Below are 20,719 nucleotides of genomic sequence, written 5' to 3' on the forward strand. Positions count from 1 at the left end.
CGCTCACCCCCGCGAACGAGAACACCGGATGCCACGACCCCTGGGGCCGTGGCATCCGGTGTGTCAGGCCTCAGACGAAGCGACGGCGCTCGGTGGCGTCCTGCACCTCGCCGACGAGCTCCTCGATGATGTCCTCGAGGAACAGCACGGCCTTCACGTCGCCGCTGCCGTCGCGCACCTGCGCCAGGTGGCGACCCGAGCGGCGCATGAGAGCCAGGGCGTCCTCGAGATCGGTCGTCTCGAGCACCGACACCATCTGATGGATGCGCTTGGCGGGGATCGGACGCGCCATGTCGGCGGCCGTCCCGTCGGCCGCGCGCAGGACGTCTTTGAGGTGGACGTACCCGGTGGGGTTGCCGGTGTCATCGACGATCACGTACCGCGAATAGCCGTGCTGCGCGACGGCGCGCTCGATCTCGCCCGGAGTCGTGCGGGCGGGGAGCGTCACGAGGTCGCTCATGGGGACGGCGACGTCGGCGGCGGTCTTCTCGGTGAACTCCACCACCGCGCTGACGGTTCCCGACGCGTCGTCGAGCATGCCCTCTCGCCGTGACTGGCTCACGATCGTCGCGACCTCGTCGAGGGTGAAGGTCGAGGCGGCCTCGTCCTTCGGCTCGACGCGGAACAGGCGCAGCACGTGGTTCGCCGTCCAGTTGAGCGCGACGATGATCGGGTAGAACGCCTTCGACACGGCCACCAGGGGCGGCGCGAGCATGAGCACCGCGCGGTCGGGCAGCGAGAACGCCAGGTTCTTCGGAACCATCTCGCCGAACACGACGTGCAGGTACGACACGATCAGCAGCGCCACGATGAACGCCACCACGTCGACGGCCGCCTCGGGCAGACCGGTGAGGCCGAGGGGCCCCGCCAGCAGGTGGTGGATGGCGGGCTCGGACACGTTCAGGATCAGCAGCGAGCAGATCGTGATGCCGAGTTGGCACGTGGCCAACATGAGCGTGGCGTGCTCCATCGCGTACAGCGCGGTCTTCGCCGCCCGCGAGCCGCGGTCGGCGTGGGGTTCGATCTGCGATCGCCGCGCCGAGATCACCGCGAACTCCGCGCCGACGAAGAAGGCGTTGGCCACGAGCAGCACGACCAGCCAGGCGATTCCCGCCCAATCGTTCATCGCTGATCACCGCCCTTCGCCGCGCGCACGAGGTCGCCGACGTTCTGCTCCACCGGCTTCGGGGTGAACTGCACGCGGTCGACGCGACGGCCGTCCATGCGGTGCACGCTCAGGACCCCTTCGTCGGTCTCGACGGTGTCGCCCACCGCGGGGATCCGCTCGAGCTCGGCCATGATGAAGCCGCCCACGGTGTCGTAGACCTCTCCTTCGGGCACGCGCACGCCCGCGCGGTCGAGGGCTTCATCGGGTCGCAGGTCTCCGGGGAACATCACGGATGCCGCGGAGCGCACCACCCCGGCGCGGGAGCGGTCGTGCTCGTCGAGCACCTCGCCCACGATCTCTTCGACGAGGTCTTCGAGGGTGACCACGCCCGCGGTCCCGCCGTACTCGTCGACCACGATCGCCATCTGGTAGCCGCGCGAACGCAGCTCCGAGACGAGGGTGTCGAGGTGCACCGTCTCGGGGACGCGCAGCGGCTCCGTCGACAGCGCGGCCACGGGCACGTCGCCGCGCCTGTCGCGCGGCACGCCGATGGCGGCCTTGAGGTGCACGACGCCGACGATGTCGTCCATCGACTCGCCGTACACGGGGAAGCGGCTGTGCCCGGTGCGCCGGGCCAACTGCACGACGTCGTCGGCGGGGTCGCCCGCGGCGAGCGCATGCACGCTGGGGCGCGGGGTCATCACGTCGGCGGCGCTGAGGCGGGCGAAAGTGAGGCTTCGGTCGAGGAGCGAGGCGGTGTCCTTCTCGAGCATGCCGGCGCTGGCCGAGCGCTTGACGAGGCTGGAGAGCTCCTCGGCCGAACGGGCGCCCGAGAGCTCCTCTTTCGGCTCGACGCCGATGGAGCGGAGCACCCCGTTGGCGCTGCCGTTGAGCACGAGGATGGCGGGCTTGAACACGGCGGTGAACGCGACCTGGAACGGAAGGACGAGCTTGGCCGTCTGCCGCGGGATCGCGAGGGCGAAGTTCTTGGGGACGAGCTCGCCCAGGATCATCGACAGCACGGTGGCGAAACCGACGCCGATGATCGCGGCGAGGGTGACGATCACCGCCTCGGGCAGTCCCCACGCCTGGAAGACCGGCCGCAGCAGGTTCGAGATGGCCGGTTCCATCGTGTAACCGGTGAGGAGCGTCGTCAGGGTGATGCCGAGCTGGGCGCTCGACAGGTGCGTCGAGGTGATGCGCAGCGCATCGATCGTGAGCGAGAGCCGCGTCTCGCCCGCCTCGCGGCGGGCTTCGAGGTCGGCGCGGTCGAGGTTCACCAGGGCGAATTCACTGGCGACGAAGAGTCCCGTTCCGACGGTGAGGATGAGCCCCACGCCGAGCATGACGTAATCCATCAGGCATCACCTCCGCTCGACCGGGGGTCGGTGTCGAAGGGGCGGCGTCGGGGCCTGGGTCTACAACTGGGAGGGTCGTCCATCGTGCGCTCGATTCTATTGCAGCCCCGGGCCCCTGGCATCCGGATTCTGCGCATCCCGGCACCTGGGGAGGATGGGTGCATGGATGCCGAGACCACGGCCGGCGAGCGCGCCGCCACCGCTGAACGTCAGGTGACGGACCGCTTCGTGCACCGCTACGGCCCGGTGGCCTGGGCGAGGGCGGCGCTGCCCGGCGCCGACGGCGAGCGCACGTGGCATTACTGGTGGCACGCGCACGTGCTGCACGTGCTCGGCGACGCCGAGCGCAACCGGCCCGACGCGCGCCGTCGGCGGATGATGCGCCGCCTCGCCCGGGGGGTGACCCTGCGCACGATCGGCCGGTGGACGACCCCGTACTACGACGACATCGCCTGGATGGGCCTGGCGCTCGCGCGCACGCACCTGAACGCCCGCGCCCTGCGCCGCATCTCGCGGGTGCTGCACCGGGCGATCGATCCGCGCGTGGGCGCACTGCCCTGGTGCGTCGGCAGTGACCTCTTCAACGCTCCGGCGAACGCGCCCGGCGCCATGGTGCTCGCTCTGACCGGCCACCGGGCCGAGGCCGTCGCACTCGACACGTGGATGGCATCCACCCTGGATCAGTCCGACACGGGCCTCGTCCGCGACGGCGTCGAGCACGGCGTCGTGCGGAGCGAACTGTGGACGTACAACCAGGGCGCGGCCCTGGGGCTCGCCCTGCTGCTGGGCGAGCGGGCCCTGGCCGACGACGCGCACCCGGCGTGGGCGCACGTGGAGCGTGCCCGGGCTCTCGTCGCCGCGGTCGAACGGTGGTGCGCCGCCGACGACGGACTGTTCCCCGCGGCGGGCGGGGGCGACGGCGGCCTGTTCGCCGGGATCCTGGCGCGTTATCTCGCCGAGGCGGCGATGGATCTCGCCGAGAGCGGCGACGCCGAGGGCGATGCCCTCTCGCGCACCGCGCGGCGCCTCGTCCAGCGCAACGCCGACGCGCTCTGGGACGCACGCCGCGGCGGGTTGTTCCCGGCCGATCCCCGCCGCCCCGCGCGCGCCGAGGGCGACGACCTCGATCTGTCGGTGCAGGTCGGGGCGTGGATCACGCTCGAGGCCGCGGCCGACCTCGAGCGGGTGTTCACCAGCTGACCGGAAGCGCCTTGCCCTCGTCGTACCCGGCCGCCGACTGCAGCCCCACGCGGGCGCGCTCGTGGAACTCGGCGACGGTGGCGGCGCCGGCGTAGGTGAACGAGGAGCGCACGCCCGACGTGATCATGTCGAGCAGGTCCTCCAGGCCGGGGCGCTGCGGGTCGAGGTAGATGCGCGACGACGAGATACCCTCGGCGAAGAGTTCCTTGCGGGCGCGCTCGAACGGGTCGAGTGCCCCGAAGCGCCCGTGCACGGCCTTGGTCGAGGCCATGCCCCACGACTCCTTGTAGACCCGGCCGTCCGCGTCGGAACGCAGGCGCCCGGGCGACTCGATCGTCCCGGCGAACCACGAACCGACCATGACCGATGCCGCACCCGCCGCCAGCGCCAGGGCGACGTCGCGCGGATACCGCACTCCGCCGTCGGCCCAGACGTGCGCCCCGACGCTGCGCGCGGCCTCCGCCGTCTCGAGCACGGCCGAGAACTGCGGCCGCCCCACGGCGGTCATCATGCGGGTCGTGCACATCGCCCCCGGCCCCACCCCGACCTTGAGAATCGTCGCACCCGCGTCGGTGAGGTCGCGCACGCCCTCGGCGGTGACGACGTTGCCGGCGGCGATCGGGATGCCGAGATCCAGCGCGGCGACCTCGCGCAGCGCCCGGAGCATCTGCGCCTGGTGACCGTGGGCGGTGTCGACGACGAGGACGTCGACGCCGGCGTCGGCGAGGGCGCGCGCCTTGCCGGCGACGTCCCCGTTGACCCCCACCGCGGCCGCGACGATCAGGCGTCCCTCGGCGTCGACCGCCGGGCGGTAGACCGAGTCGCGCACGGCGCTCCGCGCCGACAGCGTGCCCACCACGCGGTCCGCGTCGACGACGGCGACGATGTCGGCCTCCCCCACCAGCGCGAAGACGGCACGGGGATCCCCCAGCTGATCGACCGAGACCACCGGGGCGTCGCCCCGAGCGATGTCGCCGAGCGTGGCATCCGGGAGCGCCGTCGCGAGGCGCGTGGCCGGAACGATCCCGCGGAAGGCCGAGAGGGCGACGACCCCGTCGTCGCGGGTCTCGGCGACGACGATGCCGCGCCCGGGCACCGGCGGGAGCACCAGACGCGCGTCGGCGACCGTCGCGGTCGGAGGCAGCACGAGCGGGGCGTCCCAGGCCGTCGGCTGCGCCTTGACCCAGGCGACGGCATCGAGCAGGTCGGGCAGCGCGAGGTCCTGCGGGAGCACGCCGAGGCCGCCGCGACGCGCCAGGGTCGCCGCGAGTCGGGTTCCCGTGACGGAGTTCATGTTCGCCGACACGAGCGGAAGGGTGGCACCGCTCCCGTCACCGGGTGCCAGGTCCACGTCGAGGCGGCTGCGCACCTCGGAATGACGCGGGACCAGGAACACGTCCGAGTAGGTCAGATCGACATCGGGTTGAGCGCCGGAGAACTCCATGGCATCCACCTCACCACATCAAGAGAACGTAAAGACCCGCAGACCGCCCAGGAACCTCGGCTAGGCTTGACGACGCGCCGGACGGTGACGTTCGCGCGTATCCACAGGAATCTTCATCGAGGAAAGCAGGCGATCGACTGTGTCGAGCCAGGTGGCGGGCGTCGGTACTTCGAGCGAGGGCGAGTTCGGCGCGAACGAGTGGCTCGTAGACGAACTCTACGAGCAGTTCAAGGTCGACAAGCACTCCGTAGACAAGGCCTGGTGGCCGATCCTGGAGGCGTACCACCCGGTCGTCGACGGGTCCGCCGCGGCAGCGCCGCCCTCGGAGCCCAAGCCGGTCACCGCGCCGATCCCGGTGGTCGGTCAGGCCCCCGTCGCGCGCACCACCGCCAAGCCCGCGAAGCCGCAGCCGATCCCGGCGCAGGCCCCCGCCTCGACGCCCGCGGCCGCAGCCCCGAGCACCGAAGAGGACCGCGTCACCGTCCTCAAGGGGATGCCGAAGGCCCTGGCCTCCAACATGGACGACTCGCTCACGGTCCCCACCGCGACCAGCGTCCGCACCGTGCCCGCGAAGCTGATGATCGACAACCGCATCGTCATCAACAACCACATGTCGCGCACGCGCGGCGGCAAGATCAGCTTCACGCACCTCATCGGCTGGGCGCTCATCCAGGCACTCAAGGAGTTCCCGAGCCAGAACGTCTACTACGCCGAGATCGACGGCAAGCCCTCGGTGGTGGCCCCCGCGCACATCAACCTGGGCATCGCGATCGACATGCCCAAGCCCGACGGCACCCGCGCGCTGCTGGTGCCGAGCATCAAGCGCGCCGACACCCTCAGCTTCAGCGACTTCCTCGACGCGTACGAAGACCTGGTGCGTCGTGCACGCGGCAACAAGCTCACGCCCGGCGACTTCCAGGGCACGACGCTGTCGCTGACGAACCCCGGCGGCATCGGCACCGTGCACTCGGTCCCCCGTCTCATGCGCGGTCAGGGCGCCATCATCGGCGCGGGTGCGCTGGACTACCCCGCCGAGTTCCAGGGCGCGAGCGACAAGACGCTCAACGAGCTGGCGATTGGCAAGACCATCACGCTCACCAGCACCTACGACCACCGGGTCATCCAGGGCGCGGGGTCGGGCGAGTTCCTCAAGAAGGTGCACGAGCTGCTCATCGGGCAGCGCGGCTTCTACGACGACATCTTCGCGGCGCTGCGCATCCCCTACGCGCCCATCCACTGGGCGGCCGACATCAGCGTCGACCTCTCGGAGCGCATCGACAAGAGCGCCCGCGTGCAGGAGCTCATCAACTCGTACCGCGTGCGCGGCCACCTCATGGCCGACATCGACCCGCTCGAATACGTGCAGCGCACCCACCCCGACCTCGAGATCGAGTCGCACGGTCTGACCTTCTGGGACCTCGACCGCGAGTTCGTCACCGGCGGTCTGGGCACGAAGCGCGTCGCCAAGCTCCGCGACATCCTCGGCGTGCTCCGCGACTCGTACTGCCGCACCATGGGTGTCGAGTACATGCACATCCAGGACCCGATCCAGCGTCAGTGGTTCCAGAGCAACATCGAGGTCAAGTACACCAAGCCCGGGCACGACGAGCAGCTGCGCATCCTGTCGAAGCTCAACCAGGCCGAGGCGTTCGAGACCTTCCTGCAGACCAAGTACGTCGGTCAGAAGCGCTTCAGCCTCGAGGGCGGCGAGTCGCTCATCCCGCTGCTCGACCAGATCCTCCAGGGCGCCGCGTCCAAGGGCCTCGACGGAGCCGCGATCGGCATGGCCCACCGCGGTCGCCTGAACGTGCTCACCAACATCGGTGGCAAGACGTACGGCCAGGTGTTCCGCGAGTTCGAGGGTGCGGTCGCCACCGGCAGCAAGCGCGGCTCGGGCGACGTGAAGTACCACCTCGGCACCGAGGGCACCTTCGTCGGCGACGAGGGCGATGAGCTCCCCGTCTACCTGGCGGCCAACCCCTCGCACCTCGAGACCGTCGACGGCGTGCTCGAGGGCATCGTCCGCGCCAAGCAGGACCGCAAGCCCATCGGCACGTTCTCGTGGCTGCCCATCCTCGTGCACGGCGACGCCGCGTTCGCGGGTCAGGGCGTCGTCGTCGAGACGCTGCAGATGTCGCAGCTGCGCGGGTACCGCACCGGCGGCACGATCCACGTCGTGGTGAACAACCAGGTCGGCTTCACCACCACCCCCACCGACGCGCGCACCTCCGTGTACGCCACCGATGTGGCCAAGACCATCCAGGCCCCCGTGCTGCACGTGAACGGCGACGACCCCGAGGCCGTCGTCCGCGCGGCCGAGCTGGCGTTCCTGTACCGCGAAGAGTTCCACCGCGACATCATCATCGACCTGGTCTGCTACCGCCGACGCGGCCACAACGAGGGCGACGACCCCTCGATGACGCAGCCGCTGATGACCAACCTCATCGAGGCCAAGCGCTCGGTGCGCCGTTTGTACACCGAGTCGCTCGTCGGTCGCGGCGACATCACCGAAGACGAGTACGAGCAGGCCAAGCAGGACTTCCAGAACCGTCTCGAAGTCGCGTTCGCCGACACCCACGAAGCCGAGACCGGTACGACCCCCGTCGTCACGGCCGACGCGGTCGACGACGTGCCCACGGGCGCGCCCGAGACCACGGGCGTCTCGCGCGAGGTCGTGCAGCACATCGGCGACGCGTTCGTGAACAAGCCCGACGGCTTCACCGTGCACAACAAGCTGCAGCAGCTGCTCGACAAGCGTCTCGACATGAGCCGCAACGGCAACATCGACTGGGCCTTCGGCGAGCTCCTCGCCTTCGGCTCGGTGCTGATGGAGGGCACCCCGGTGCGCCTGGCCGGTCAGGACTCGCGCCGCGGCACGTTCGTCCAGCGCCACTCGGTGCTGCACGACCGCGACAACGGTCAGGAATGGCTGCCGCTGGCGAACCTCAGCGAGAACCAGGGACGTTTCTGGGTCTACGACTCGCTGCTGAGCGAGTACGCGGCCATGGCGTTCGAGTACGGCTACTCGGTCGAGCGCGCCGACTCCCTGGTGCTGTGGGAGGCGCAGTTCGGCGACTTCGCCAACGGCGCGCAGTCGGTCATCGACGAGTTCATCTCGTCGGCCGATCAGAAGTGGGCTCAGCAGTCGAGTGTCGTGCTGCTGCTCCCCCACGGCTACGAGGGCCAGGGACCCGACCACTCGTCGGCCCGCATCGAGCGCTACCTGCAGATGTGCGCGCAGGACAACATGATCGTCGCGCGCCCGTCGACGCCGGCCTCGTACTTCCACCTGCTGCGCCGCCAGGCGTACCAGCGCCCGCGTCGTCCGCTCATCGTCTTCACCCCGAAGGCCATGCTGCGTCTGCGCGGAGCCACGAGCCCGGTCGAGGACTTCCTTGAGGGTCGCTTCGAGCCGGTGCTCGACGACAACCGCGGTGTCGACCGCGGCGCCGTCATGCGCGTGCTGCTGCACGCCGGAAAGATCCACTGGGATCTGCGCGCCGAGCTCGACAAGAACCCGAACCCGAACATCGCCCTCGTGCGCCTGGAGCAGTACTACCCGGCGCCGATCGAAGAGCTGACCCGCGTGCTCGATCAGTACCCGAACGCCGAACTGGTGTGGGTTCAGGACGAGCCCGAGAACCAGGGCGCGTGGCCGTTCATCGCGCTCGAGATCGCCGACCAGCTCGGTGGCCGCTCGATCCGCAACATCTCGCGTGCCTCCGCGGCGTCGACCGCGACCGGCTCGCCCAAGGTGCACGCCAACGAGCACGCCGCCATCATGGCGGAGGCGCTCGCGCGCTGATCCGTACGTCGAAGGGCCCGGTCGATATCGTCGACCGGGCCCTTTCGCGTGGGCGGATTCCTCGCGACAGGATGCCGAGACCGCCGACGCGTCAGGATGCCGGCGGCGCCAGTCCGAGCGTCGGAGCCAGCGCGGGGATGGCGAACTCGAGGCTCGCGTCGAGCGCCTCGCCGGTGTGGCCCGCACCCTCGACGATGTGCGTCAGCACGGTGAACCCGGCGGCCTGCGCGGCCTCGGAGTTGGCCTGCTGTCCCGGGCCGTAGGTGGTGTCGGCGCTTCCCCACGTGAAGATCGCCAGGTGGCCGGTGTAGGTCCCGGCGGGAGCTGCCGCCATGATCACCGACGGCTTGTTGGCCTGGAACGCGCCCGCGTCGCCGTTGTACGTGTCGGCCACGGTCTCGGCGACGTGCTCGGATCCCGGGAACTCGTTGCCCATGACGTCGAGCATCTGCCCCCACACGTCCGGGTACTTCGAGCCGTACATCGCGGCGCACGAGCCACCGTTCGAGAAGCCCCCGATGGTCCAGTACCGGTGGTCCTTCACGACGTTGAGGTTCTTCTCGGCCCACTGCGGCACGAGCTGGTTGATGTAGGTCGACACGGCGCCGTACTTCGCGGAGTCGACGCACGCGGGATCACGGTCGGGAGCCCCCAGCTGGTCGACGACGACGGCGATCGGGGCGAGGCCCCTGTTCTTCGCCGCGAAGGCATCGAGCGCTTTGGCCAGCGCCGTCGGATCCGGTGAACCGGGCTGCCCCATCATGAAGACGAGCAGCGGGAGGGCCGGCGGGTTCGCGACCTGTGCTGCGGGCGGAAGGTACAGCGAGGCGTCTCGCGCCGCGAACTGCCCGGTGGGGATCTTCGCGTTCCCCGACAGAGCACTCAGCGCCCCCTGCGTCGGCATCCCCGCGGGGGGTTCCCAGGTCTCGTAGAGCGTCGCCGGGTCTCCCGCGACGGCGGCCTGAGCGGGAAGAGCCGCGGGATCGAGCGCCTGCACGCCGAGGATGGCGGCGAGGTTGTGCGTCACCCCGTAGGCGGTGTTGACGCCGAGCGCGGCGGCCAGGAGCGCCGCCACCACCGTCAGCGAACCGGCGACCCGACGCCCCCACGGGCGGCGGCAGATGCCCACGACGCCCACCGCGGCCGCGGCGACGCCGCCCGCCGCCCAGGCGGCGGCCCCGGCGGGCAGCGGGCCCTGGAAGAGGTTCATGGCCTCGAGGATGTGGGCGACGATGTACATCACCACCCCCGCGGCGACGCCGATGACGAGCGTGCGGACCACGCGGCGCGGAGCCCACGACACCACGGCGAGCGCACCCACCCCGGCGACGATCGCACACACGACCAGCAGCGGACTGTCGATCAGCTCGGAAGACAGCAGGAAACGGTTCATCGGCGGCCCTCCCACGCACTCCTCGCCAGAGCGACCATCTCATGACGGGAGGCGTCGGGAAGATAGGCGCGTCCGACGGCGGCCCCGATCGCGGGGAGCTGGAGCGGGTCGCGGTACGCCAGTGCGAGCGGACGGTACCGGGGGCGGAACTTGCCCTTGAAGCGGAACAGCGAGGCGAAACCGTACGCCGGCTCGAGCACCTCCGCCAGCCAGCGCAGCAGTGCCCGCAGCGGGGCGGGGTCGCCGTCGACGGGCTCGGCCGGGTCGTCGGCGAGCGGAGCGCCCGACAGGCTGAGCACCGTGGCGCCCTCCTCCTGCAGCTGCAACGCGGCCTTCGCGATGAGGAACTCCATCATGCCGTTGGGTCCGTCGGTGCGACGGCGCATGAAGTCGAGGGTCCATCCGGTGATCTCACCGTCGGTCCAGCTCGGCATCCAGCTCGTCACCGCTTCGACGCGGTCGTCGGGGCCGACAGCGAGCAGCAGGCGCACCTCGCGGTCGCGCAGCTCGTCGAGGGAGCCGAGCGTGAAACCCATCTCGGGCAACGCGCGGTCGGCCACCCACTCCTCGTCGATCGCGACGACCTGCGACGCCTGACCCACTGTCAGCTCGTGCCACCGCGTCCACACCGCGGTGTAGCCCTCGCGTTCGGCGCGGGTGAGCGGCTGGCGCACTTTCTGCCAGGTCTTGCCGGCGAAGGTCAGACCCGCGAGGTCCATGACCGTCTCGACCCCGACGGGCACGTGCCGCCACCCGAGGCTCACGAGGTCGTCGAGGGTGTCGCCGTGCACGCTGTAGAAGGCGGGGATCCAGCCGTGCTCGAGGCAGTAGTCGGTGAACCCGCGCAGCGCCTCGACCCGGCGCCCCGCGGGGGCCAGAGGATCGGCGACGGCCAGGGCGACGTCACCGGTCAGCCGGTACGCCACGGCGCACTCGCGGTCGTCCGAGTACCAGTGGCGGTTGCCCTCCCACGTGCCGAGGAAGCCGAGGGTGTCGCTCCCGCGCCGCAGCAGCTCGCGGTAGTGCGCGTGTCCCCCCGCGACGGGACGGCGGGCGCGACGGTAGAGCCAGAGGATCGCGGCGACGACGACGGCCCAGAACAGCACCCCGATCCACTGGTAGACGAACAGCGCCGGACCCTGGTGCGGGAAGGCCGACGAGCCACCGGGGTGGGTGAACGACGGCGGCAGGAAGCGCCGCAGGGTGAGGCCGAGCATCTCGGGAAGCGACAGGTCGCGGTTGAACGAGCGGCGGTTGAGCGACTCCACGACGAAGAACGTCGTCCCGCAGGCGACGAATGCGACGACGACGACGGCAGTGACCACTGCGGCGGCCTTGCGCGTGGCGCGCACCGAGAAGCGCGCGCGGGTGACGACGAGAGCCGCCGCCAGAACGAGCGGGACGACGATGGTCGCGATCGCCCAGAGCACGTATTCGGCGCCGCTGCCGTCGACCCACGGGTCGATCTGCAGGCGGCCGTCGAGCAGCGAGATCACCGGCAGGACGGCGGATGCCACGAGCACCAGCATCGCGAGGACCCACGCCGCCCGGCGCCCGCGGCGCAGGCCCCACGCCGCGATCAGAAGGAGCACGAGGGGCACGATCGCCAGCAGAGCGGGGCCGGCGCCCCGGGTCATGAGGAGGGCGATCTGTTCATCGCACACCGCCTCGGCGACCCGGCCGCACCGACTGAGTACTTCGTCGTCGTACTGGGTGTAGGCCTCGACGACGAGCGAGAGGGGTCCGCGACCACCGCCGCTGACGAGGGCCACGAGCGGCCCGCTGCCCACGACCGCGACGAGCATCGCGAACAGCGTGCGGGTCTCGCGTGTCGAGCTGCGATGCCACGAGCGACGCTCGCGTCCCCGCGCGAGCACCGCGCCGACGACGAGGCCGATGACCGCGGCGGTCAGGCGGTACCACGAGTCGGCGTCGCCCGCGTAGAGCGCGAACAGCGCCAGCAGGGCGAAGCCCACCAGCCGCAGCCGTCGACGCCAGAGCGTCGGGGCGAAGGCGGACGCCGCCATGACCACCCCGGCGATGGGGGTCGTGGGATCGAGCACGGGAACCTCGGCGGCGACCACCGGACGCAGATCGGTCACCGTCCATGCCGCCGCGTGCAGGCCGATCCCGACCACGAGACCGCTCAGTCCCAGCACGACCAGCAGCAGAGCGGCCCGGCGCGAGCCCAGCAGGCGTTCGGCGTACGCCAGCACCGTCAGCGCGAGCAGCACAGACGACACGGCGTCGATCGTCGAGTCGGGCACCACCAGCGCGGTGACCAGCGTCCACCACCGTCCGTTGGCGAAGGTGGCGAGCGGACCCGCCCCCCAGACGAGAGCGTCCTCACCCCAGAGCGACCCGGTCGCGGCCGCGGTGGCGAGCACGGCCACCACCACGCAGAGCGACACGGGGTGATCTCGCAGGTACCGGCGGGACACCGCGCCGAGAGTGCGCAGCCGCGCGCGGAGCCGCGACGGCGCCCGCTCAGCGGACAGGGGTGGAGACGATTCGGACATCGCCCCGGATTTTACGGGGAAAGGCTATGGACGAGGGGTCAGTACCAGATGTCGAGGAGGGGGGTCGCTTCGGGGGTGAACGCACCGTCGAGGGCGGCGAGGGCTTCTGCGTCGCCGTGCACCGTTCCCGCGGCCGCGAGCTCCGTCGCGCGCACGCCCCCCAGGAGCAACGACGAGAGGGCTCCCACACTCAGCTCGACGTCGGGGGCGTCGTCGCCGGCCGGGGTGACCGTCGCTTCTCCGGACTCATCGATGCGCACGGCCCACGAACCGTCGGCGAAACCGAGCGGGTCGTGCACGGCGAGCACGAGATCGAGCGTTCCGGCGTAGCGGCGCGAGGTCAGCGCGCCGGCGACGTCGAGGATGCGGAGCCAGTGATGGTCGGTGAGGGTGGCGGTGACAGCCCGGCGATCGGACACCATCCACTGCACCGGAGGCACGACCGACTGCAGCGATGCGGTCACGCGCGCGACGAGGTCGTGTTCGATCGCGTAACGCCAGAGCGCCGCGTACGCCTCGTCACCGTCGGCGAAGAGGGCGCGGATGCTGAGTTCGTGCGCCGTGTAGTCGTCGCCCGGATCCTCGCCGATCGTGTAGACCAGGATGCCGCGTTCCACGCCGTCGAGATCGCGATACGCGACCGCCCGCACCTTCTTGCCGTCTTTCGCATCGGGGGTGAGTCCCGCCATCCCCCGCCAGCGGCCCTCCCACCCGGCGACGGATCCGGGCCGACGCGTACGGATGCGCTCGTGCACCGCAGCCAACCGCTCGGGGAGGCTTTCGCGCGGGACGAAGTCGAGACGGCCGGGGGCCACGGGGCCGGTCCAGCGCGCCCGCCGGGTGTCGACGACGACGTCGCTCGCCCAGGCGGCGGGCGAGAAGCCCCAGCGCCCGTAGATGGTCGCCTCGGTGACGGTGAGCCCCGCGATCGCGTACCCGGCCGACACCGCGGTGCGCAGCTCGCCGGTCAGCATGGCGCGCGCGATGCCGCGTCGGCGGTGGGTCGGCGCGACGGTGACGGCGCTGATCGAGTACAGCGGCGCGATGCGCCCCGGAGACACGGTCAACTCAGCCGGCCAGGAGTCCACCGTCGCCACCGGCGAGGCGGGCTCTGCGCCGGCGGGGTCGAACACTCCGACCAGTCGACGCGAACGCAGCGCGCGACGGGCGCTCTCGACCTCGTCATCCGACGGCTCCTCACCGAGGAAACCGCGCGAGACCGATCTCAGGAAGTCGACGAACCCCGACCCGTCGGGGTCGACCACCGCGTAGTCGAAGCCGGAGTCGGACAGGGTCGCCGAGGACTCGGCATCCGCGGGAAGAGGGAGCGTGTCGATGATCGCCATGCCCCCAGCCTACGGACGGCCTCCGACACACGCCGAGCCGGGGCCCGGAACGGTCAGTGCGTCGCCTGGATCGCCCGCAGGCGCGAGAGCACCTGGTCGCGCAGTTCGTCGGGCGCGGTCTCTTTGCACGCACGCGCGACCACGTCGGTCAGCGTGCGGGCCACGAGGGCCTCGTCCTGGCATCCCGGGCAACTCTCGAGGTGCTCGCGGATGTCTTTGTGCTGGGTCTTGCAGACCTCATTGCGCAGGTACTCTTCGAGGTCGCGTCGTGCTTGGTCGCAGCCGCAGTCGCTCATTTCGTCTCTCCCGTGGCGGTCTGGATGCCGCGCTCTCTGGCGTAGTCCGACAGCAGGTCGCGCAGCAGCCGCCGGCCGCGGTGCAGACGGCTCATGACCGTGCCGATCGGAGTTTTCATGATGTCGGCGATCTCCTGGTAGGCGAAGCCCTCGACGTCGGCGAGGTACACCGCCATCCGGAAATCCTCGGGGATCGACTGCAACGCGTCCTTGACCACGGATGCCGGCATGTGGTCGATCGCTTCGGCTTCCGCCGAACGGGAACTGCTCGCGGTGGTCGACTCGGCACCGCCGAGCTGCCAGTCCTCCAGATCGTCGATGGCGCTCTGGTAGGGCTCGCGCTGCTTCTTGCGGTACGTGTTGATGTACGTGTTCGTCAGGATGCGGTAGAGCCACGCCTTCAGGTTGGTGCCCTGCGTGAACGACGCCCACGAGCCGAAGGCCTTCACGAAGGTCTCCTGCACGAGATCGGCCGCATCGGCGGGATTGCGCGTCATGCGCATCGCCGCGGCGTAGAGCTGATCCATGAAGGGCAGCGCCTGCTCTTCGAACTGTTCACGAGGCTCCACGTGGAGTGGGCTCGCGTTCGCCGTGTCGTCCATTGCGCGCCAGTCTACGTCGGGCATCGCGAGGGTCACCGGAGTGGCCCCTGCCCTGCTCTCGCGCTCGAGAAGTGCGGTCACGTGTCGTCCCCTTTCACTAGGCTAGGAACCGATGACTCCCCTCGGGTATTCCCCTTCAACCGCCACTCCCCGCGGTGCGTGGAACGCGCCCACCGCCACCGATCCCGTGGATGCCACGGTCACGGTGCCCGGGTCGAAGTCCCTCACCAACCGCGAACTCGTGCTCGCCGCCATCGCCGACGGCCCGGGCACCCTGCACGCGCCCCTGCACTCCGACGACTCCGCGCGCATGATCGATGCGCTGCGGGCCCTCGGAGTCGGCATCGACGAGGTCGAGACCGACTCCCCGTTCGGGCCCGACCTGCTCATCACCCCGCCCGCGTCGTTCACGGGCGACTCGACCGTCGACTGCGGCCAAGCCGGAACCGTCATGCGGTTCGTCGCCCCCCTCGCGGGCCTCGCCCGCGGCGACGTGCACGTCACGGCGCACGAGAGCGCGCTGCACCGCCCCATGGGCGCGATGATCCGCGCCCTGCGCGAGGTGGGCGTCGACATCGACGACGGCGGCCACTGGGCGCTGCCGTTCTCGGTCCGCGGCCACGGCCACGTGCGCGGCGGCGAGGTCGAGATCGACGCGAGCCAGTCCAGCCAGTTCGTCTCGGGCCTGCTGCTGGCCGCCCCGCGCTTCGACGTCGGGCTGCACCTGCGTCACGTGGGCTCGCGGCTGCCCAGCATCCCGCACATCGACATGACCGTCGAGGCCCTCGCTCACCGGGGGATCCACGTCGAGCGCCCGGCGCCCGGCGAGTGGATCGTGCCCGCCGGACCCGTCCGCGCGAAAGACGTCGCGATCGAGCCCGACCTCTCCAACGCCGCACCGTTCCTCGCCGCCGCGATGGTCACCGGGGGCTCGGTCACTGTCACGGGCTGGCCGTTGCACAGCACCCAGCCGGGGGCCCTGCTGGGCGACATCCTCGCCGAGATGGGCGCGCGCGTCAGTCGCCGGGCCGGAGCGCTCACCGTCGCCGCGGGCGAGGGCATCAGCGGGGTCGAGCTCGACCTCTCGGCCGCGGGCGAGCTCGCGCCGACCCTCTTCGGTCTCGCGGCCTTCGCCGACGGTCCCACCACGCTGCACGGCATCGGGCACATCCGCGGTCACGAGACCGACCGCATCGCGGCGCTGGTCGGCAATCTGCGTTCGCTCGGGGGCGAGGCCCACGAGCTCGAAGACGGCATCCGCATCGTGCCGCAGACTTTGCGCGGCGGCGAGTGGAAGGCCCACCACGACCACCGCCTCGCGACGACCGGCGCGTTGCTCGGTCTGCGCGTCGCCGGCGTGCAGGTCGACGACATCGGCACGACCGCCAAGACCCTCCCCCAGTTCGCCGCGCTCTGGCGCGCAATGCTCGATCCGGACGGATCGACGGATGCCGTGGGCTGACGCGTGAGCTGGCTCGACGACAGCGACGACGACGACCTGGAGTACGACGAGTCGTCGATCCGAACGCGCCCGAACCCGAAGGCCAACCGGCCGCGCACCAAGCGTCGACCCGCGCACGCCGACGCGCAGATCGCCCGGGTGCTCGGCGTCGACCGCGGCCGCTACACCGTGTTGATCGACGAAGACGGGCCCGACGAACGACGCGTGCTCGCCACGCGGGCGCGCGAGCTGCGCAAGCAGCCCATCGTCAACGGCGACCGGGCCCGCGTCGTCGGCGACCAGTCGGGTGACGAGGGCACCCTCGGGCGCATCATCGGTCTCGAGGAGCGCACGTCTCTGTTGCGCCGCAGTGCCGACGACACCGATCAGGTGGAGCGGGTGATCGTCGCCAACGCCGACCAGATGCTGATCGTCGTGGCCGCCGCCGACCCCGAGCCCCGCGAGCGCCTCGTCGACCGCTATCTCGTCGCGGCCCTCGACGCCGGCATCCGTCCCCTGCTCGTCGTCACCAAGACCGACCTCGCCGACCCCACCGAGTTCCTGTCGCACTTCGATGGCATCGACCTGCGCGTGTTCACGAGCGCGCAGGGGGCGATGCCCCTCGACGCCATCGGCGAAGCCATCGCGGGGCACTCCACCGTCTTCGTCGGTCACTCCGGCGTCGGCAAGTCCACCCTCGTCAACGCGCTGACAGGTTCGGAGCGAGCCATCGGTCACGTCAACGTGGTCACCGGACGCGGGCGGCACACCTCGTCGTCGGCGGTGTCGCTGCGCTACCGCGGTCCCGCGGGGTCGGGGTGGGTCATCGACACCCCGGGCGTCCGCTCCTTCGGCCTCGGCCACGTCAACCCCGCGCACGTGCTGGGGGCCTTCACCGACCTCGCCGAAGCCGCCGAGGAGTGCCCGCGCGGCTGCACGCATCTTCCCGATGCGCCCGACTGCGCGATCGCCGAAGCCGTGGCATCCGGTCGCCTGGGTCCCGGGGCTGCGGCGCGCCTCGACTCCCTGCATCGCCTGCTGACCTCGTTCCAGGCCATCGAGCGTTCTAGGCTGGAGGGGTGACGAACCTCGCGAAGGGCGACACTGCGCCCGATTTCACCCTGCTCGATCAAGACGAGCACCCCGTCTCGCTGAGCGACTTCCGTGGCCGCCGCGTGATCCTGTACTTCTACCCCGCGGCCCAGACGCCCGGCTGCACGACGCAGGCCTGCGATTTCCGCGACAGCCTCGCATCGCTGCAGGGCGCCGGATACACCGTGCTCGGCCTCTCGCGCGACCTGCCCGAGAAGCTGCGGGCGTTCCGCGACAGCGACGGGCTGACCTTCCCGCTGCTGAGCGACGCCGACCACGCGGTGCACGAGGCCTACGGCGCGTGGGGCGAGAAGCAGAACTACGGCAAGACCGTCACCGGTGTGCTGCGCTCGACCTTCGTGATCGACGAAGAGGGCACCATCGCCGAGGCGATGTACAACGTCAAGGCCACCGGCCACGTCGCGCGTCTGCGCAAGACCCTCGGTCTCGCCGCCGCCTGACCCGCGTTGCCACGACCCCGTCCCGCTCCGGCGGCGGCGGGGTCTTCGCGTGGGTGCCGGGCGGAGCGCTCAGGACTCGTCGTCGCGCCGGCGCGGCGCCGAGGCCCGCACCGCGAGCACCAGCAGAACCAGGCCGATGACCCCGGGGACCGCGATGAGCAGGGCGATGCCCGGCGCGGCCCACTCCCCCGTGATCGCACCGATCGCGACCGACAGGATCAGCAGCTGGGTGACGATTCCGCCCGAGCGCCCGGCCGACACGTCGCGCGCGGTGGCGACGGCGAAGGCGCCGACGATGGCCGCGCCGATGACGGTGAGCACGATGAGCGCGAGGGAGCTGACGATCGAGTCGGTGTCGCCCCCGAGCAACGCCACGATCTGCCAGCCGGCGAGGGCCAGGATGCCGACGGCCTCGAGAGCCAGAAGAGCGGCGGCCGTGAGACGAACAGGCATCGAACAGGCCCTCCCGACGGCGCAGCGGCGCCGTTACGTTCCGGAAACCTACCGGTTACCTCTTGATCAGGGGGAAACGCTATGGGAGCATGGAACAAGCCGTGTGCTCCCACAGCGAAGTGGGGCGAGCAATCGCTCGCGTTCCCACCAGGGTACCGGACCCGAATCTCGGTGCCGAATCGATCATTTTTCTGTTACAAGGAGCACCCCTATGGATTGGCGCGACAAAGCAGCCTGCCTGACCGTCGACCCCGAATTGTTCTTCCCGGTCGGCAACACCGGCCCCGCGGTCGACCAGATCGAGAAGGCCAAGTCGGTCTGCGCACGCTGCACCGTCACCGAGGTCTGCCTGCAGTACGCCCTCGAGTCCGGTCAGGACTCGGGCGTGTGGGGTGGCCTCAGTGAAGACGAGCGTCGCGCCCTCAAGCGCCGCGCCGCGCGCGCCCGCCGCGCCTCCTGACGTCGTCACCGAGAAGGCCCATCCCTCTGGGGTGGGCCTTCTCGGCGTTCCGGTCCGACTCGCGCGCCCTCGGCCTGAGCTCAGACCGACGAACCACCGATGTAGCGCAGTGGAATCTCGATGGTCACCTCGGTGCCACTGCCCATGAGCGTGTGCCAGTCGATCGTTCCGCCGAGCTCTCCCTGGATGAGGGTGCGCACGATCTGCGTGCCGAGGCCGCGACCCACCTGGCCCTCGGGAAGCCCCACTCCGGTGTCGCGGACCTTCACCTCGAGCATCTCGTCGCCGCGCTCGGCGGCGATCTCGACGTCGCCCTCCTGCCCCGCGAGACCGTGCTCGACGGCGTTGGTCACGAGTTCGGTGAGAGCGAGGGCGAGCGGCGTGGCGAACTGGCTCGGCAGCGTGCCGAACTTGCCGGTGCTGCGGGTGCGCGCGCGGGTGTTGGGCGCCGCCGCGACCTCGGCCACGAGCTTCAGCACCCGCGCGAAGACGTCGTCGAAGTCGACGTTCTGCGCCAGTCCCTCCGAGAGCGTGTCGTGCACGACGGCGATCGCCGAGACGCGACGCATCGCCTGGCTGAGGGCGTCCCGGGCCTCGTCGGAGTGCGTTCGACGAGCCTGGATGCGAAGGAGCGACGCGACCGTCTGCAGGTTGTTCTTGACGCGATGGTGGATCTCGCGGATCGTGGCGTCCTTGGTGATGAGCTCCTGCTCCTGGTGGCGGATCTCGGTGACGTCGCGGCTGAGCACGATCGCACCGATGCGCGTGCCGCGGTCGCGCAGCGGGATGGTGCGCAGCGACACCTGCACGCCGCGAGCTTCCATGTCGGCCCGCCACGGAGCCCGACCGCTCACGACCACGGGGAGCGACTCGTCGACGTCTTGGCGCTTGGCGGGCAGGATGCGCGCGGTCACTTCGGCGAGCGACTCGCCCTCGAGCTCGTCGTCGAAGCCCATGCGGTTGAACGCCGACAGCGCGTTGGGGCTCGCGAAGGTCGTGATGCCGTCGACGTCGAGGCGGATGAGGCCGTCCGAGGCGCGGGGCGCTCCACGCCGCGGGGCGGTGGGGGCGGTCAGGTCGGGGAACTCGGCGGACGAGATCATTCCGAAGAGGTCGTCGGCGCAGTCGTTGAAGGTGATCTGCTGGCGGGAGGGGGTGCGCGTCTCGCCCAGGTTGGTGTGGCGCGTCAGCACGCCGACGGTGGTCACGGCGTGACCCTCGCGCGAGAGTTCGCGCACGATCGGCACGGCGCGGACGCGGGTGGGCGTCTCTTCGAACCAGTCGGGCGAGGCCGAATCCACGATGCGCCCGTTCTGGAACGCCTCGCGCACCTGCGTGCGCCACTGGGGACGTACGCGATCGCCGACGATGTCGCGGTAGAACAGCGTCGCTGCTCCCCCGGGACGCGTGTGCGCGACGGCGACGAACGAGTCGTCGGGGGTGGGTACCCAGATGACGATGTCGGCGAAGGCCAGGTCGGCGAGCAACTGTCCATCGCCGGCGAGGCGGTGCAGCCACTCGACATCGGCTTCGCTCGAGCGGCCCTGGGCGTAGACGAGTTCACTGAGTGTCGACACCCCTCCAGACTAGAGGGCTCGTCCGGCGGGACTCGCGGGGTCTCCACCGCGCGGGCGCCGGATCCCTCGGCGTGGGTGAACTCGAAGGTGAACTTGGACAGGCCGTCTCCTTCGGGCGGGCGAAGCGACAGACCATCACCGACGCGCGGAAACACCCGCACATC

At 70.7% G+C, this 20,719-nt stretch carries 16 protein-coding genes; 6 read left to right on the plus strand and 10 right to left on the minus strand.

The features are described from left to right. Positions 1-70: 70 nt before the first annotated feature. The gene (locus BJP65_RS04375) at positions 71-1,126 is read right to left on the minus strand and encodes a hemolysin family protein (RefSeq protein WP_055834641.1); all 1,056 of its coding nucleotides are present in this window, start codon (positions 1,124-1,126) and stop codon (positions 71-73) included. Further along, complete coding sequence (locus BJP65_RS04380; protein ID WP_070408339.1) at positions 1,123-2,466, minus strand: hemolysin family protein; 1,344 nt, start codon at positions 2,464-2,466, stop codon at positions 1,123-1,125. Before BJP65_RS04380 ends, BJP65_RS04375 begins: the two co-directional genes overlap by 4 nt. 162 nt (positions 2,467-2,628) lie before the next feature. Here BJP65_RS04380 and BJP65_RS04385 point away from each other — a divergent pair, with 162 nt between their 5' ends. Beyond that, the gene (locus BJP65_RS04385; protein WP_070408340.1) at positions 2,629-3,666 is read left to right on the plus strand and encodes a glycoside hydrolase family 76 protein; all 1,038 of its coding nucleotides are present in this window, start codon (positions 2,629-2,631) and stop codon (positions 3,664-3,666) included. Here the strand turns inward: BJP65_RS04385 and BJP65_RS04390 are convergent. Next, a complete protein-coding gene (locus BJP65_RS04390) occupies positions 3,656-5,110 on the minus strand; it encodes a GuaB1 family IMP dehydrogenase-related protein (RefSeq protein ID WP_070408341.1) in 1,455 nt (484 codons plus the stop codon). The genes BJP65_RS04385 and BJP65_RS04390 overlap by 11 nt on opposite strands. A 139-nt stretch (positions 5,111-5,249) precedes the next feature. Between BJP65_RS04390 and BJP65_RS04395 the strand changes: the two genes are divergently transcribed. Then, entirely contained in the window at positions 5,250-8,915 is a 3,666-nt protein-coding gene (locus tag BJP65_RS04395; protein WP_083285700.1) for a multifunctional oxoglutarate decarboxylase/oxoglutarate dehydrogenase thiamine pyrophosphate-binding subunit/dihydrolipoyllysine-residue succinyltransferase subunit, read from the plus strand. A 91-nt stretch (positions 8,916-9,006) separates the two neighbouring features. Here the strand turns inward: BJP65_RS04395 and BJP65_RS04400 are convergent, their stop codons facing one another. Genes BJP65_RS04400 through BJP65_RS04420 form a run of 5 tightly spaced genes read right to left on the minus strand, consistent with a single transcriptional unit; the run spans position 9,007 to position 15,071 of the window. Further along, on the minus strand, positions 9,007-10,308 hold the full coding sequence (locus tag BJP65_RS04400; protein ID WP_070408343.1) for an esterase family protein: 1,302 nt from the start codon (positions 10,306-10,308) through the stop codon (positions 9,007-9,009). Beyond that, entirely contained in the window at positions 10,305-12,827 is a 2,523-nt protein-coding gene (locus BJP65_RS04405; RefSeq protein WP_156784808.1) for a bifunctional lysylphosphatidylglycerol flippase/synthetase MprF, read from the minus strand. The genes BJP65_RS04400 and BJP65_RS04405 overlap by 4 nt, the downstream gene beginning before the upstream one ends. Positions 12,828-12,865: 38 nt before the next feature. After that, positions 12,866-14,173: a GNAT family N-acetyltransferase gene (locus BJP65_RS04410; RefSeq protein ID WP_070408345.1), complete on the minus strand. Its 1,308-nt coding sequence runs from the start codon at positions 14,171-14,173 to the stop codon at positions 12,866-12,868. A gap of 53 nt (positions 14,174-14,226) precedes the next feature. Further along, the gene (locus tag BJP65_RS04415; protein WP_055834618.1) at positions 14,227-14,469 is read right to left on the minus strand and encodes a zf-HC2 domain-containing protein; all 243 of its coding nucleotides are present in this window, start codon (positions 14,467-14,469) and stop codon (positions 14,227-14,229) included. Further along, complete coding sequence (locus BJP65_RS04420) at positions 14,466-15,071, minus strand: sigma-70 family RNA polymerase sigma factor (RefSeq protein ID WP_235560549.1); 606 nt, start codon at positions 15,069-15,071, stop codon at positions 14,466-14,468. The genes BJP65_RS04415 and BJP65_RS04420 overlap by 4 nt, the downstream gene beginning before the upstream one ends. 112 nt (positions 15,072-15,183) lie before the next feature. On the opposite strand from BJP65_RS04420, the gene aroA reads away from it, so the two are divergent. Genes aroA through bcp form a run of 3 tightly spaced genes read left to right on the plus strand, consistent with a single transcriptional unit; the run spans position 15,184 to position 18,065 of the window. Further along, positions 15,184-16,533, plus strand: a complete 1,350-nt coding sequence (aroA, locus tag BJP65_RS04425; protein WP_070408346.1) for a 3-phosphoshikimate 1-carboxyvinyltransferase — start codon at positions 15,184-15,186, stop codon at positions 16,531-16,533. 3 nt (positions 16,534-16,536) lie between these two features. Next, complete coding sequence (rsgA, locus tag BJP65_RS04430; protein WP_070408347.1) at positions 16,537-17,595, plus strand: ribosome small subunit-dependent GTPase A; 1,059 nt, start codon at positions 16,537-16,539, stop codon at positions 17,593-17,595. Then, positions 17,592-18,065: a thioredoxin-dependent thiol peroxidase gene (bcp, locus tag BJP65_RS04435; RefSeq protein WP_070408348.1), complete on the plus strand. Its 474-nt coding sequence runs from the start codon at positions 17,592-17,594 to the stop codon at positions 18,063-18,065. The genes rsgA and bcp overlap by 4 nt, the downstream gene beginning before the upstream one ends. Before the next feature lie 69 nt (positions 18,066-18,134). On the opposite strand, the gene BJP65_RS04440 is transcribed toward bcp, so the two are convergent. Then, positions 18,135-18,518, minus strand: coding sequence for a hypothetical protein (locus tag BJP65_RS04440; protein WP_055834606.1), 384 nt, complete (start codon positions 18,516-18,518; stop codon positions 18,135-18,137). 211 nt (positions 18,519-18,729) lie between these two features. Between BJP65_RS04440 and BJP65_RS04445 the strand changes: the two genes are divergently transcribed. After that, the gene (locus BJP65_RS04445) at positions 18,730-18,978 is read left to right on the plus strand and encodes a WhiB family transcriptional regulator (protein WP_013583608.1); all 249 of its coding nucleotides are present in this window, start codon (positions 18,730-18,732) and stop codon (positions 18,976-18,978) included. A gap of 80 nt (positions 18,979-19,058) precedes the next feature. Here BJP65_RS04445 and BJP65_RS04450 read toward each other — a convergent pair whose 3' ends face one another. Then, entirely contained in the window at positions 19,059-20,555 is a 1,497-nt protein-coding gene (locus BJP65_RS04450) for a sensor histidine kinase (RefSeq protein WP_070408349.1), read from the minus strand. Positions 20,556-20,719 lie beyond the last annotated feature (164 nt).

This window comes from Microbacterium sp. BH-3-3-3, from assembly GCF_001792815.1.
In the GTDB taxonomy this organism is placed as follows: domain Bacteria; phylum Actinomycetota; class Actinomycetes; order Actinomycetales; family Microbacteriaceae; genus Microbacterium.

Excerpts from the sequence above, each read along its gene's own strand:
- BJP65_RS04440 (WP_055834606.1), bottom strand. The coding sequence starts at position 18,518 with ATGCCTGTTCGTCTCACGGCCGCCGCTCTTCTGGCTCTCGAGGCCGTC.
- BJP65_RS04380 (WP_070408339.1), bottom strand. The coding sequence starts at position 2,466 with ATGGATTACGTCATGCTCGGCGTGGGGCTCATCCTCACCGTCGGAACG.
- BJP65_RS04420 (WP_235560549.1), bottom strand. The coding sequence starts at position 15,071 with ATGGACGACACGGCGAACGCGAGCCCACTCCACGTGGAGCCTCGTGAA.
- BJP65_RS04390 (WP_070408341.1), bottom strand. The coding sequence starts at position 5,110 with ATGGAGTTCTCCGGCGCTCAACCCGATGTCGATCTGACCTACTCGGAC.
- BJP65_RS04375 (WP_055834641.1), bottom strand. The coding sequence starts at position 1,126 with ATGAACGATTGGGCGGGAATCGCCTGGCTGGTCGTGCTGCTCGTGGCC.
- aroA (WP_070408346.1), top strand. The coding sequence starts at position 15,184 with ATGACTCCCCTCGGGTATTCCCCTTCAACCGCCACTCCCCGCGGTGCG.
- BJP65_RS04415 (WP_055834618.1), bottom strand. The coding sequence starts at position 14,469 with ATGAGCGACTGCGGCTGCGACCAAGCACGACGCGACCTCGAAGAGTAC.
- BJP65_RS04410 (WP_070408345.1), bottom strand. The coding sequence starts at position 14,173 with ATGGCGATCATCGACACGCTCCCTCTTCCCGCGGATGCCGAGTCCTCG.
- BJP65_RS04385 (WP_070408340.1), top strand. The coding sequence starts at position 2,629 with ATGGATGCCGAGACCACGGCCGGCGAGCGCGCCGCCACCGCTGAACGT.
- BJP65_RS04400 (WP_070408343.1), bottom strand. The coding sequence starts at position 10,308 with ATGAACCGTTTCCTGCTGTCTTCCGAGCTGATCGACAGTCCGCTGCTG.
- BJP65_RS04405 (WP_156784808.1), bottom strand. The coding sequence starts at position 12,827 with ATGTCCGAATCGTCTCCACCCCTGTCCGCTGAGCGGGCGCCGTCGCGG.
- BJP65_RS04445 (WP_013583608.1), top strand. The coding sequence starts at position 18,730 with ATGGATTGGCGCGACAAAGCAGCCTGCCTGACCGTCGACCCCGAATTG.